The sequence below is a fragment of the Verrucomicrobiota bacterium genome, assembly GCA_021294815.2.
Lineage (GTDB): Bacteria > Verrucomicrobiota > Verrucomicrobiia > Opitutales > LL51 > LL51.
On record CP095464.1, the window covers coordinates 800062 to 813751 of the forward strand.

Below are 13690 nucleotides of genomic sequence, written 5' to 3' on the forward strand. Positions count from 1 at the left end.
TATAAGGGAATTTTTATAAGTGTTACTTATAAGTAATAATATTGTAAATAATATATGTAAATTTTACTTATATTTTTTACAATTGAACCATGAGTCGGTTCTTAAAAACGTCTGCGCTCTATAGTTTATTGTGTTTTAGCAGTATGGGTTTGGTGGATGGAAGTGCAAAACATACTTCTAAATATACGAGAGCGGGAAAAAAAGTAGATCAGCCGGAGTTTTCTAAGGCTCCAAAGACAAAAAAGGGGCAAAAGAAGAATAAGAATATTCCGAGTTTGAAGATCCCCAAAAGCATCTCAGCAGAGAGTTTAGATAGTGTTGGTGCGGTTGATTCGAATTATTGGGATTCAACACAGGTATCGTCAAATGGCGGTTCGGACACAGGAGAAGCGAGGCAACGCGTCAGATTTACACAACAACCTCGCGATTTATCAAGTGCGGGAATAGGGCAGTCATCTTTGAAACGTCCACCCATCATTCTTGCGAGAGTCAATAAATCAGCAGCAGAAGATAGGGATTCTGATCATCTATCGGTCCCGGTATCGCGATCGCAATTGGGGGCAATTCCCTCATTTTCGTGTGACGATCTACTGGCATTAGCGGGAGGCATTCCTGATCCTGATGCGGCACATCGACGGTCCTCTGAGAGTTCTCCTCGAGATACCAATTCGTTTGATATCGCTGAAGATATGCTCCATCGTCCTGCGGCAAGAGGGCCACATGGACACTGGGATGCGATTCCGAAAAAGGAACCCTATTCTTTAGGGCAGCAACGGCAACAGCGCGGAATTGCGGGGTCAACCTCGAATTTCTTTGGGGGATATCAACAGAGTTCCTCATCAATGCAGCCGCATTTTATGTCATCTCAAGGGCCTAAAGAACCTTTCCCGACATTTAAGCCAATACCTGCATTAGCAAATGCGAAAGGTCGGAAGAATATTCCTGTTCTACCGAGAGATCGTCGTCCAAGTCGTGTTGCAGGGAAGCCGGTACGTTATCACGCTCGAAGCCCGATTGCTGGGATAACAAATAATAACGTTGGCACAGGAAATCAAGTGGCACAGTTAAATCGCAATAGCGGTGCATTTCATATGGTGCTTTCTGCCAGGAGTTTCCGTACGGATGATTCCTTTAATAATGAGCAGCATTTTTCTGAACATTCTCATGCAATTGCAATTCAGGAAGAACAGCCTGACTTCCAGGAACAAACGGCACAGTTGCTAAAGAATATCGAAGATTGGATTGAGAGTGAGCTCGATCATATGGCCGGAGCACTGCGTAAACTCGTTATCCATTGCTGTACGGAGGCAGAGGAGGCAACAATTTCGGAGACATTTGATTGTACCGATGAAGATTTTGATGACTTCAGAAGTGTTTGCCGTAGCCATAAGACACGGGAGTCCCTTGGTTTTTATAACTACGCGAAACGCGGGGTAAATGAAATTATGGACCGTGTGAATCAAAGGGTAGCGGATAATGTTTTACGTTGTTTGTATTTTAATAATCCGCAATTGAAAGACAATGAGGTGCTCGCCTCACAGGTACGAGGACTCGTAGATTATCTTGCGCAGCCGGTAACCAAAAAGCTTACGAGGACGGCATTTATGCTCGCAGTTGATGTCAGTGACGACGTTTGTTCGTGTTGCTGTGGTGTTTGGCATAAACCAAAAATCTCTAAAGAAACGAAGCAACAAATTCTTTCGGGCATTGGCAATAGCTTGAAGGGTATAGCAGGCCTCTTTATCGGTGACGATCTTGCTCAAGGCGCATGTGATCTAGCGGGTGGCATTTTCAATGTTATTAAGGACGTGTGCACTGCGCAGGTCGAATAGCATTGTGTTTTACATTGGATTGCCATGGTGTTCCAGGTATGCAAAAATTGACGCCGGAGGAAGCCGTGGCTTTAATCCAGCCGGGGGATACCATCGGAATTGGTGGATTTACGAGTGCTGGCGCACCATCAACTTTGGGTTCAGCACTCTTAGTGTATGCGCAGCAGTGTCAGAAAAACGGTACACCCTTAGCACTTAACATTATAACTGGGGCTTCGACCTTAAGTTCTATTGACGATGGACTTGCGGCATGCGATGGTATTCGTTCACGTGTGCCTTACCAAGCCGATCGATTGCTACGCCAAAAAATTAATGACGAATCGGTGCGCTTTTGGGATTATCATCTTTCAGATTTCCCACAAAAGCTTTGCAGTGGTATTTTAGGAGCTATCGATTATACCCTAATCGAAGCCGAATCGGTTGATGATCAAGGGCGCATTATTTTAACCTCGGCTGTTGGAATTGCTCCGACGTTATGCCGTCTCGCGAAAAAAATTATCGTCGAACTTCGTAAAGATTTGGCGATACAGTTTCAGGGAATACATGATATTTATGAGATGGAGTTACCGCCATGTACATTACCGATACCGCTGACACAAGTTACACAGCGTATTGGGACGGGATATGTCCAAGTCGATCCCCACAAAATTGCAGGTGTTATTCAAAGCAATTCGCCGCGGGAGCATGCCATTCTCGACCATCCAACACCAGAAAGTAATCGTATCGGAGAACACATTTTACGATTTCTTGAAATTGAGACCCATTTAGGGCGCCTTCCAAAGGCACTTTTCCCCCTACAAGTGGGCGTTGGTAATGTCGCAAACGCATTGATGCAACGTCTAACGGAGGTTGATGGCCCTTCGTACGAGGTTTATTCCGAAGTATTGCAAGATGCGATTATTGAAGGAGTTTTATCGGGGCGGATTCGAATGGCCAGTGGCGGTGCTTTCGCCGTTACTGAAAGCTGTTTCCAGACGATGCGAACGCATTGGGAGGTATTACGTGCTAAGACTTTGCTGCGTCCTCAAGAAATTACAAATCATCCTGAAATTATCCGTCGTTTGGGAATCATTTCGATCAATACAGCGCTCGAGGTTGATCTCTGGGGGAATGTGAATAGCACACACGTCTGTGGACGGCAAATGATGAATGGGATTGGCGGCTCAGGTGATTTCGCGCGTAACGCATATTTGACGATTTTTGCGACACCTTCTACAGCAAAAAATGGAGCAATCGGTGCGATTGTTCCGCTTTGCAGCCATATCGATCATATTGATCATGATGTCGATATTGTGGTGACAGAGTATGGCCTTGCTGATCTTCGCGGGAAAACACCTCGAGAACGTGCAGTATGTATCATTGAAAATTGTGCGCATCCCAATTATCGAGAGGCATTGCAAGCATGTATTACGTCCAGTCGTGCCCATGTTCCCATCGATCTCTCTCAGGCGCATCGCTTTCATTTAAACTTTTTGGAACAAGGCAAAATGTTATGAAAATCCTTTTAAATGGAGCTCAAGGGAAAATGGGGCAGGCAGTCCTTAAGGCGTTGCCGCAAGGGGATATCGTCGTGATCGAACGCAATGGACCGACAACGTTTTCAATTTTTCAAGGTGCTATCGATGTTGGTATCGATTTCAGCACTCCCGACGGAACGATGGAACTCCTCGAGTTGGCATTGCGATATTGTTTCCCTCTTGTTATTGGAACAACAGGGTTAAATGCGGAGCAACAATCACAGATGCACAAAGCCGCGAAGCGAATTAAGATTCTTTACTCACGTAATTTTTCGTTGGGGATTCATGTGTTTCGAAAATTGATTCGGATGGCGGTACAACATCTCCCTTTGGACTTTCAAATTGAAGTCGTCGAGCGCCATCACAAACATAAAACGGATGCACCGAGCGGTACTGCGAAAGCTTGCCTGGAAGATATTCAAGCAGTGAGGGCGGATAGTGACGTTGTTTATGGTCGCCATAGCCAAGCTACGGGAGATCGCAACGACAATGAAATTGGGGTTCATTCGCTTCGGGGCGGGGAAGTTTTCGGCGAGCATTGTATATTTTTGACGGGTGACCACGAGGAGCTCATTTTGGAGCATCGCGCTTTCGATCGCCTCGCATTTGCCCAGGGTGCCCTTGCCGCTGCTCGATGGTTAGTCACTAATCCCGCTACACACGGATTATTTTCCTTTCAAGATGTTGTTGCGTAATGGGTTTAGGGTTTACGTGTTTTGTCGCTGTACTTCGAGATAAAGCTCCCGGCTGATCCACGCGTCGGTTGCGGCATAGACGAGCTGTCGCGCCGAAAGTTTTTCTTGTGACCAATCTGTGACTTGAGAAGACTTCGAGATGCGGCATCCTAAAAAGATCGCACAAAGATTTCGTAGGCCGGTTTGTTCAACGCCAAGCGCACGCGTAGTTTCACTAATGTCTCGAAATCCTGCGTGGCGAAAGGGTTCTATATCGCAGAGCTTAAGAACGTCATCATGGATCGCGATACCGACTTTTTCGATTTTAGGGTTTTCTAAAAAAGGTTTGAGATGGCACAGTTGACCGATTTTAGGGAGTTGAAAAATGTACACCTTATCTTCTGTTGCGACCTGGACGATTGAGGGTGGGTATTTTTCACCTTTAGAGAATGCGGGGCGACTCTCGGTGTCGAAGCCGACAAGTGTTTCTTTTTGGATTTCCCGTACCGATTGTTGTGCCAACTCGACCGTGTCCACAAAAACAATTTCACCTTGGTATGAGCTTATGGGGAGTCGCGAGATCGCCTCTTTGGAAATCTTTTTAGGAAATCGCGGCAGCACGCGTAAGGCTCTCAAAACATGAACAACATGTGAAAATGCCCGCTGCAACATACGGCATCACGCTGAATCAAAGTCTTCAAAATTCAAGGATAATTTTTCTTTCGACTTGGCAGGAGATCTCGGTACAACGGGTTTTCATTCGATGCGGTGCATTCAAAAGTCGGCATTTACGATCGTCGAGCTACTTATTTCCAGTGCATCGTCGGCGTTGTTGCTCATTTTTATGATGTTTGCGGTGCAAAAGATCCTCGACCAAAAACAGCGAGAGAATTTTAAGTGCGATCTTTTGGAGGAGTGTTACCAAATTTTAAATCTCCTGGAGCGCGATTGGGAACAAAAGACGATTTCTGTTGGGAATTTTTTGCTTCGTGAGCCCTCTTATCCGGTGATATACACTCGTTCAAAGCCGAAATTGATGTTTTTTAGGGATACTCCCGAAGGACCGCAATTGGTATGTTATGCGATAGGAACATTGCCTAAAAATCAAAATATTGGTTTATCTGGAGAGGGTCTTTTGCAAGCGACAAAATCAGTAGAAGAATCGAAAGTAATTTTTAGGGATACGTCGGAGCGTATCGAAGTAGGGGAGGAAAACTATTTTTCGGATGATGAAATTTTTACATTCTCTAACTTGATTTCGGAAAATATTGTAGATTTGACGGTAATTCCAATGGAATTCGATCCGGACGACCAGAAATGGATTCCTCTCACAACAAAAAGTTTTACGGTTGATCGCGGGGTGATTGGGAGCGAGGGACAAGAAATTTCCAACACTCGGAATTTAGGTTTGAGTGAGGTAACGGTGATCGCATTAGCCAATGCACAGCAGGCCGAGTACAAGAAATGCTCCAATGATGATGCACGGCGCGATTTTTTGCGCAAGAATGGGGTCCGAATGACACGCGTGATGCCGTGGTATCTTTAGGCGTTTTTAACAGCCTAACCCGAATTTTATTGTAAATAAAAACAATATTTTATAAAACCAGAAACATAATAAGTTTGCACTTGGATGATTTTCATTAGAGTCAGGTGTCACACTGGCGAAAAGTGTTCTGTGGCTTTGAGTTGCCGAACACGAACTTTATGAGTGCGATCCAAACCACCAATTTGACGCGATATCCTGCGGGAAGTATCCGTGAGTTATGTACCATTTCCTGGCCTATTGTCCTGTCTTCAGCTGCGGGGTACCTTATGGCTGTCATCGATCGCCTTTTTTTGAGTCATTACAACGAGGCGGCGTTTAATGCGTGTTTTGCGGCGACGCAGTGGTATTGGAATTTTTTCTGTACGACGGCAGAGATGGTCCTTATCGCGGAGGTCTTTGTCGGCCAATTTAACGGTGCCAAGCGTTTTCGAGAAATTGGCCCTGCCGTTTGGCAGATGATTTGGTTTTGTCTGCTTTTATACGTGATTTTTATCCCCATCGCGATTTGGGGTGCGCCGTTTCTGGTGGCCGATAGTGTTGCCGAGCTAGGAGTGCCTTATTTACGCATTTTGACGCTTTTTATTCCCATCGACTGTATTGGATATTGTGCGCTGGGTGCGTTTTTTGTGGGTCGTGGCGAAACTAAAATCATTCCGAGGGTGACGATAGTTGCTAATTTATTTAACGTTATTCTCGATATGCCCTTTATTTTTGGCCTCAAATGGGGCGAAACGGTTATCATTCCCGAAGGGGGAATCATCGGTGCGGCGATCGCGACGGTTGCCACACAGACACTTTCGGCGTTGTTGCTTTTATGGCTATTTTTCCGAAAATCGTATCGTGAACGCTACGGAACAACGAAGATTGCATTCAGACCGAAAACGCTAGGACATTATCTGAAAGTCGGGATGCCGGCCTCATTTGCACGTTTCATCAATTCATTTGGTTGGGCGATTTTAACTCAGGTAATTGCGGCCAACGTCTCAACGGACGACTTCCAAGCCTATGGGATTTCGCACTCGATTTATATACTATTCATGTTTTTCAATGAAGGGTTTTCTGTGGGAACACGAACGATTTGCTCGAATGCAATGGGCGCGCATCAGTATCACGTCGTTCGGAAAAATTGCCGTGCTTGGGTTTCGCTGATTCTCATGGTGATGAGTATAACGGCGATTGGAATGATTTTCTGTCCTGAGCCGCTAATCCGAAGTTTTTTAGGCCCCAATGATACGATATTGGAAATCACCCATACCTCTGCCATGTTGCGGTGGGCTTGGATTGCGTTTGCCCTGGAATTTACCTTTATGAACATGATGAGCATGCTGATTGCGTCGGGCGATACGCGGTTTACGATGTTCGTCAATACAGCTTCCTTCTTTTGCCTTTCTGTTTTCCCGACCTATATTGGTATCGTTTATTTCGGCATGACTTCGATTCTCTTTTGGTATTCAACGCTCCTCGATGGTTCTGTCCGCTCGCTACTTTTTTTCAAACGTTACCGCAGTGGGCGCTGGATGCGCCATCGAATTATCTAGAGGCTTTGCGTTTCCTCAAACGTTCGTTTTGCTAGCATTTCTTTTCCAAAATCGTTTCGTTTCTGTAATAATTTCCTTCCTCAACGCGACGAGACTGATGATATTGGGGATGGCCATCAGACCGATGACGACATCGGCAATAACAAAAGCAGTCTTAATTTGCAAAAATGGGCCGGCGATGACGAAAAAGAGAAACAGGGCGCGATAGGCTAAAATGGCTCGCGTGCTGAAAAAATACTGCACGCATTTTTCGCCATAGTAGTTCCAGCCGATAATCGTTGTAAAGGCAAAAAATATAATGCTCAAACTAACGATAGAGTTCCCAAGATGTGGGACACCTAACCCATGTTCAAAAGCTGACGCGGTCATAGAAGTCTCAATGACTCCCGTTGGATCTGCTGTGACGAGCACCAGACCTGTAATGATACAAACAATGATCGACAAAAAGGCGCCAACCATACAGATCAGCCCCTGTTGGAAAGGCGATTTTGTTTTAGCAGCCGCGGCGGCAATTGCTGCACTACCGAGACCGGCTTCGTGACAAAAAATACCGCGACTTATGCCCGTTTGAATGGAGGCTATGAGGGCGCTTCCAAATGTTCCACCAACAAAAGATTTTGGGGAAAATGCATTCGAAATAATTAATTTAAGTGCCGGGAAAATCATATCGACTTTCAAAATCAATACAATCAACGCCGTGCCAAGATAAAGTATTGTCATGAAAGGAACCACTTTTTCTGCGACATCGGCAATACGGTGAATACCGCCGAAAATAACGAGGGCAACGATGATTCCGAGAAGAACCGTTGTAAGCCCTATGGGTACACCAAACGATGTTGCAGCTGCCGCAATTGAGTTGGTTTGCGCTAATGTCCCAATCCCAATAAGTGCAACGCCCATCCCAGAAAGGGCAAAAAATTTCGCCAGAAATCGACTATGAAGTCCCTTTTCAATGTAGTACATAGGACCACCGGCGATTTTGCCATCACTGCCGACTTCACGGTATTTAATCGCTAAAAATCCTTCACAGTACTTAATCGCGAGGCTAAAAAACGAGGAAAGGACGATCCAAAACAGTGTTCCGGGGCCACCGACGGAGACGGCAACCGCGATACCGACAATGTTTCCCGTTCCAAGAGTTGCAGATAATGCGGTACATAACGAAGCAAAACTGGAAATATCTCCAATAAGAACGCCGACACTAGAATCTTTCCTTTTACGGGAGGGCAAAAGATATCGAAATGCTTTTCCAAGGCCGCGAAGTTGGATGAAGTTAAGTTTTATGGAAAAATAGAAACCAATCCCGAAAATTGTAAGTAATAGAGGGAGACCCCAGATGAATTGATAAATGGATTGAACAAGGTCTTCCATAATACGATCTTGATGTAAAAACGCTTTGAGCTTTTGTCCAGTGTGGATCGTGCGTGATTTGTTGAGGAAAAATTTCGCGGAGAATTACGCTCCGTCGTACAACTTTTCATCGAAGTGATTGACGATAAAATTGACGAGATAGATGAGCGCTAAAACGACCGCAGGGGCCGCAAACGGATTTTCGCCCATGAGTAAGATGGCGAGAAGCATGAGGCCCGCAGGAATCCAGAGCGCATCAAAATTGATCTTCCAAAACATAAGTGTCTTGTGGAGGTTGAAAAAACTACGATCGTCGTAGCTGTAGGCGTACAACACGAGTGTAAACAGCGCGGACGGTACCCAAAAGAAAGTTGCGAGATCGACCAGTAAGCCACTATAACTCATGCGGAAAATCAAAAGTAGGACGAGATGAACGAGCGTCGCTAAAACAGGAACAGGATGACGACTCAAATTGTGCCCAGTAATTACACCAAGAGCGGGGAGTTTTGCGCGGCGATTGGTTAAGGAATCTTCAATAAAGAGAAAAAGATAGAGAAAAACAAAAAAACTGAGGATATAGGTCGCGAAACCGAGTGAGAGCGCCAAAACCTTCTGGTAAAAATTCGGATCTTGCCGTAGATTCCGAAAATCCTGAAAAAATGTGTTACGTCCTTCGATCCCCACATGGTCTTTCTATCGGTAGTGGCGTCGTACGCAAACCAATTTTGTGTTGCGGCAATGAGGCGGGATGCTACGCTGAGCGTCGTGTTTTATGGAGGCGGGATTTTCGCAGTTCGAGGCCATTTTGTGGGTTTTGATTTTTTTCGGGGGCTCAATTTTTGTCCACGAGCTCGGGCATTTGCTCGCCGCAAAGTGGCGTAAACTCTACATTCCGTGTTTTTCCATCGGGTTCGGCCCTAAAATTTTTAGGAAAAAAATCGGCGAAACGGAGTTTTGCATCTCACTGTTACCGTTAGGAGGATATGTCACGCTTCCTCAGTTGATGGATGTACAGAGTGTCGAAGGTAAGTATGCACTACCCCAGAGCCTACCGCCGATTTCGTCACGCGATAAGATAATTGTTGCCTCCATGGGTGTCGTTTTTAACCTACTTTTTGCGTTTGTTATTGCCGTTGGCTTGTATTATCTGGGAATTGAACAGCGCTATAGCAGTACCAACACAACAATTGGATATATTTGCCATGAGGTCCCGATTAATGCGGCGAAAAAAGTCCCGGGACCTGCAAAACGCGCGGGTCTCAAGATCGGTGACCGTATCGTTGCGATTGACGGCCATGCAACGAAAAATTTTAGCGATGTGCTTTATGGAATCACACTGGGAAAACACCGTGATGCTAAGGGGCCCATAGCGCAATTTTCAATTGTCCGCGATAATCAACCCTTGGAAGTGACGGTTCATCCCGTCATTTGTGAACAGAATGCCCGAACGGGTGAAACCTCGCGGATCGCAGGGCTGCTTTCGGAGGAAAAGTTAAGTGTGAGCCACGTGTATGCCAATTCTCCTGCAGCAGCTAAGGGCATTCGACGAGGGGACCAGTTGATAGCAATTGACAGTATTCCGGTGACTTCCTATCGACTATTTCTAGACCTATTACGAGGGCAGGAAGAGGTATTGTGCGAGTTTGAACGAAAAGAAGGAGATCGGTATTCCGTTACAATTCCGTGTGCGGAGGTCCCGCATCAGAAGCCGATGTTACGCCTTGCGTTGGATTTCGAGGGGACACTGGAACTTTGCCCTGAGTTCACAGAGCCACTGACATCCAAAGACCTTTGTGAGCAACCCTGTACGCTACGATGTTTGTCATGGATTAAAGATCTGGATTCCGGTGACAGCGACCTTACACTTTTAGGAGAAACACTTTCGGTTCAGGCGTCCGACGCGCCTCAGACGCTTAAAGCGTACTGCGATTTTTTTAAAAGCCGTATAGGCCAACGCTTGGAACTACAAATCGGCGAGCAGAAATATACTTTTGTAGTGACGACGGCTACCATTGACAAGGAAGTGGGCCACGAATCTTTAGGATTCGAGCTCCAAGAAACGACAGTTCAGATGCATATCCATCCGTTGACGCAAATTTCAGACAGCATACAAATGACCGCTCAAACGTTGATAAGTCTACTGACGCCATCAGCCGACGTACACTTCAAAAATCTCATGGGACCCACTGGAATTGTAAAAACACTTCACACCTTTGCCGTCACGGATTTTCGATTGTTGCTCTGGTTTGTAATTTTACTCAATGTCAACCTCGCCTTTCTCAATATTCTTCCACTTCCGATCCTCGACGGCGGCATCATTCTTTTAGCGCTTTTAGAGGCTGTTTTTCGGCGAAAATTTCCAGCACATACACTAGGTGCCATACAGTCCATTTTCGCGTTAATTCTGCTGGGCTTCGTGCTCTATATCAGTGTTTTCGACGTCCACCGCATTTTGGGTGAACAAGACGCTAAAACCCAACTTCAGCGCCAGCAATTACTCGCCCTGGATGAAGCAGGTTTTTGGCGTCAAGGGTAAAACTTGTAGATTTTTAGAGCAAGTCTAGAGTGCGATCGCCTCGTTGAAAACTTCCGCGAATGCGTCCCCAAATTCCGGGTGTGGCGCTCGGTTGTAGATCGTCGCGTTTCCGAATGAAACCAAAGAGTTTTGCCAATGACGGATCCGGCATAATAATGCGGAGACTGCCTATACCATTTGCGTCTCGAGTGATCATACAATTCCAGAGTTTGTTCCATATTTCTTGAGCATATCTTTTACTTCTCTCAAATGAATCTGGATCCATATTATTATCGGTATTTTTTTCAATTAATGCGTTATAGTCGTAGATTCCCGGAAGGGATTTCATTGCTTTTGGATAAAAAGCAATCTCTCGAGTTGATGGGCGCAAAAGACGTGCAATACTTATCGGTTTTGTCTGTTGATCAAGGATTTGTAAAACTTCTGCATAGTCAAAATATGCCGGTGTGGAAAATCTCAACTCATCAATTTTTTGCCGTAGGACTTGTTGTAGACATTCTGGAATGATCAAACGAAGTTGCATTAAATTAGGTGAATCACGATAGAGGATCGATTCCTTGAAGCCGTTTTTTGAAAAAGATTGGGACGAGTTCTGTGCAAATCGTTCGTAACAACCATCATCGACTAGAACGCAACAGGGCTCATAATGTCTCAATGCATCCTGCGTTTGTGCCTGATCGATAAACGCATTAAGAACTTGAGTGATACACAAAATGAGACCTTTTCGAACATTTTCCGCGATTACTTCAATATCATTATATTTCGTATTATTAGCAATCACATCAAGGTCTTCAGGTTTTATGGTAAGTTCTGAAAAACCCTTTTCTTGAGGGAAACTAGGAGATAGTGACGCAAATTTCATCAATAGTAACCGAGGATCGAGCTCATTTCCCCATGCGGTACCCTGCCTCCAGGTAACATAAGGGCCAAAGGCCGCAGCGTCTATTGCGTCTGGAGCAGACCACTGACTATATATTGGCTTGCTAGAACCTGTAAATGGCTCATTATTTCCTACGCCATAAGCCTGCATTAAGATACCATGCATATGCCAAGAGAAGTTTCCTAAAATGTGCCCTTTATGTAGCAGTATCCCTTGCTGAAGGACTGATACCATCCATTGCACGAGCTGTACAGGGTTATTTATAATCATCTGTTCGTAAAAGGTTTTGTCACTTGTTAAATGTAGCAGCGCAAACTGTAGTATTTGCTTAATGATAAATTTACGAACGTCTTGGACGGCAAAAGTCCCATTTTCTTGCTTGGAGTAGTTGTAGTCCTTTAAACCCCTTCGAATACTTTTGCAAACTGCTTTCCTTGCCTTTTTGATCTCTTTATTACTCCGATCAGTATTGGGATTGTAGTTGAAAATGCCATTTCGAGTGATTCGTGAGAGACTTTTATTAATCATTCCGAGGTCACGCTTCATGGATTGAACGGTGCGAATGGCGAGGTTGCATGACATCCAGTAGGGACCTGCAAATTGTTGGCCGTGATATGTTTGAAAATCTTTTCTGAAAAAAGAAAGCGACGGATATAATGTCTTTGCAGAAGAGGCGGCTTGTTCAAGAAGTCCTTCGAGCTTATCTAATTCGCCCATTTGGAGACCGTGGCGAAAATCCATTTGGTCGACATAATCACTGACCTGTAAGAAAAGATTTTTACTGGCGTCAGCAGGATTTTTGGCGTCGAAATAGAAATCGGTAGGGTTATTTACCTCGGAAAAAGATTGTTTATGAAGGCTGTTTTGGCCAAGGTTTGATGCAGGATTATCGGATTGAAGAACTACGGAGTGTGTATTATGGGCACCATTGATCGGTGTGAGTGTGCCATCCTTGGATAAACGCCAGGTGATGCCTGTGAGCTGCGAATTACTCTGAGTAGAGTTTGGTATAGAGGTTCTTTGTGGGTTTGTGGCAACGGACGTATCGGAAGCTTCGTCGCGTGCATGTGGTTCCCTACTTTTATGGCGATTCCAAAGGCCGAAAAATCCCTTTGATTGTACTTTTTGAGGAGTGGATAATTGAGAACTGTTTTGAGTTACATCCGCTACGGAATCACGGTGTCGATCGGAAATATCTGGTGTACTGGTCCTATAGTATCGAGAAGTTATACCGTTTTTAAAGCGGTTCCAGAGATTTGGAGATTGCTCGGTCGAGACCTCTAGAGAGGGGGCGGCTGCTTGAAGGTTGTTATGCTCCGGGACAGATAAGGGATTGTTTGGTTCATTGGACGTAAACGGCGTGTCTGAAATTTTGTTTTGTGGAGGTTTTGTGTTGTTTCTGAAGCGATTCCAGAATCCTGAAGGTTTTGCAACTTGCGAACTTTTGGTGGTTTCGGATTGCATGAACGCGCGATTTGACTGGGGATATTGGGCGTCCTTAAAATAATTCTGAGTGCCTCTGTTTTGACTTCCATTTTCGGCAGCAAGGTTTTCTGCCGCAGTAGTTTCCCTTCCGCTATACCAACGATTCCTTAAGCGACTCCAAAATCGATTTTGTTGGGGTAAAGTTGTGGTTTTTTCATGCCAATTTTCACTTTTATTGGGGTAATGTTGACGTCCAAAATTAGGTTGAATAGGCGGTGTTTCTTGTGTGTCGACTTGTAAGAAAGGATCTAAATCCGCATCGGCAGCATTGTGGTACGCATACTGAGGGGCCTCATAATTTGCAAACGGCATCATAGATGAATGTTATAATT

10 protein-coding genes are annotated in these 13690 nt (G+C 45.0%); 6 read left to right on the forward strand and 4 right to left on the reverse strand.

Going from position 1 to position 13690, the window contains the following annotated elements; genetic code table 11:
• Window positions 1-143: 143 nt before the first annotated feature.
• The 3 genes from LW808_003795 to dapB are packed head-to-tail and all read left to right on the forward strand — an operon-like array spanning window position 144 to window position 4044.
• Entirely contained in the window at window positions 144-1832 is a 1689-nt protein-coding gene (locus tag LW808_003795) for a hypothetical protein (protein ID UPA28392.1), read from the forward strand.
• Between the two features lie 38 nt (window positions 1833-1870).
• Window positions 1871-3328, forward strand: coding sequence for an acetyl-CoA hydrolase (locus LW808_003800; protein UPA28393.1), 1458 nt, complete (start codon window positions 1871-1873; stop codon window positions 3326-3328).
• Window positions 3325-4044: a 4-hydroxy-tetrahydrodipicolinate reductase gene (gene dapB, locus LW808_003805; GenBank protein ID UPA28394.1), complete on the forward strand. Its 720-nt coding sequence runs from the start codon at window positions 3325-3327 to the stop codon at window positions 4042-4044. Before LW808_003800 ends, dapB begins: the two co-directional genes overlap by 4 nt.
• Before the next feature lie 12 nt (window positions 4045-4056).
• Here the strand turns inward: dapB and LW808_003810 are convergent, their stop codons facing one another.
• Window positions 4057-4695, reverse strand: a complete 639-nt coding sequence (locus LW808_003810) for a 3'-5' exonuclease domain-containing protein 2 (protein UPA28395.1) — start codon at window positions 4693-4695, stop codon at window positions 4057-4059.
• A 91-nt stretch (window positions 4696-4786) separates the two neighbouring features.
• On the opposite strand from LW808_003810, the gene LW808_003815 reads away from it, so the two are divergent.
• Complete coding sequence (locus LW808_003815) at window positions 4787-5569, forward strand: hypothetical protein (GenBank protein ID UPA28396.1); 783 nt, start codon at window positions 4787-4789, stop codon at window positions 5567-5569.
• Between the two features lie 158 nt (window positions 5570-5727).
• Complete coding sequence (locus LW808_003820; GenBank protein UPA28397.1) at window positions 5728-7107, forward strand: MATE family efflux transporter; 1380 nt, start codon at window positions 5728-5730, stop codon at window positions 7105-7107.
• Between the two features lie 15 nt (window positions 7108-7122).
• Here LW808_003820 and LW808_003825 read toward each other — a convergent pair whose 3' ends face one another.
• Both LW808_003825 and LW808_003830 read right to left on the reverse strand, forming a co-directional pair.
• Window positions 7123-8478 (reverse strand): sodium:alanine symporter family protein, encoded by a 1356-nt coding sequence (locus LW808_003825; GenBank protein UPA28398.1) that lies wholly within the window; start codon window positions 8476-8478, stop codon window positions 7123-7125.
• A gap of 84 nt (window positions 8479-8562) precedes the next feature.
• Window positions 8563-9141 (reverse strand): hypothetical protein, encoded by a 579-nt coding sequence (locus LW808_003830; protein UPA28399.1) that lies wholly within the window; start codon window positions 9139-9141, stop codon window positions 8563-8565.
• Window positions 9142-9229: 88 nt separating this feature from the next.
• On the opposite strand from LW808_003830, the gene LW808_003835 reads away from it, so the two are divergent.
• Window positions 9230-10993 carry a site-2 protease family protein gene (locus tag LW808_003835; GenBank protein ID UPA28400.1) on the forward strand — a complete coding sequence of 588 codons (1764 nt, stop codon included), beginning with the start codon at window positions 9230-9232 and terminating at the stop codon, window positions 10991-10993.
• 13 nt (window positions 10994-11006) lie between these two features.
• Here the strand turns inward: LW808_003835 and LW808_003840 are convergent, their stop codons facing one another.
• Window positions 11007-13673 carry a hypothetical protein gene (locus LW808_003840; GenBank protein ID UPA28401.1) on the reverse strand — a complete coding sequence of 889 codons (2667 nt, stop codon included), beginning with the start codon at window positions 13671-13673 and terminating at the stop codon, window positions 11007-11009.
• Window positions 13674-13690 lie beyond the last annotated feature (17 nt).

Bases quoted from the DNA above. Each gene is read 5' to 3' on its own strand.
- LW808_003795 (UPA28392.1), top strand. From the start codon at position 144: ATGGGTTTGGTGGATGGAAGTGCAAAACATACTTCTAAATATACGAGA.
- LW808_003800 (UPA28393.1), top strand. From the start codon at position 1,871: ATGCAAAAATTGACGCCGGAGGAAGCCGTGGCTTTAATCCAGCCGGGG.
- dapB (UPA28394.1), top strand. From the start codon at position 3,325: ATGAAAATCCTTTTAAATGGAGCTCAAGGGAAAATGGGGCAGGCAGTC.
- LW808_003810 (UPA28395.1), bottom strand. From the start codon at position 4,695: ATGTTGCAGCGGGCATTTTCACATGTTGTTCATGTTTTGAGAGCCTTA.
- LW808_003815 (UPA28396.1), top strand. From the start codon at position 4,787: ATGCGGTGCATTCAAAAGTCGGCATTTACGATCGTCGAGCTACTTATT.
- LW808_003820 (UPA28397.1), top strand. From the start codon at position 5,728: ATGAGTGCGATCCAAACCACCAATTTGACGCGATATCCTGCGGGAAGT.
- LW808_003825 (UPA28398.1), bottom strand. From the start codon at position 8,478: ATGGAAGACCTTGTTCAATCCATTTATCAATTCATCTGGGGTCTCCCT.
- LW808_003835 (UPA28400.1), top strand. From the start codon at position 9,230: ATGGAGGCGGGATTTTCGCAGTTCGAGGCCATTTTGTGGGTTTTGATT.
- LW808_003840 (UPA28401.1), bottom strand. From the start codon at position 13,673: ATGATGCCGTTTGCAAATTATGAGGCCCCTCAGTATGCGTACCACAAT.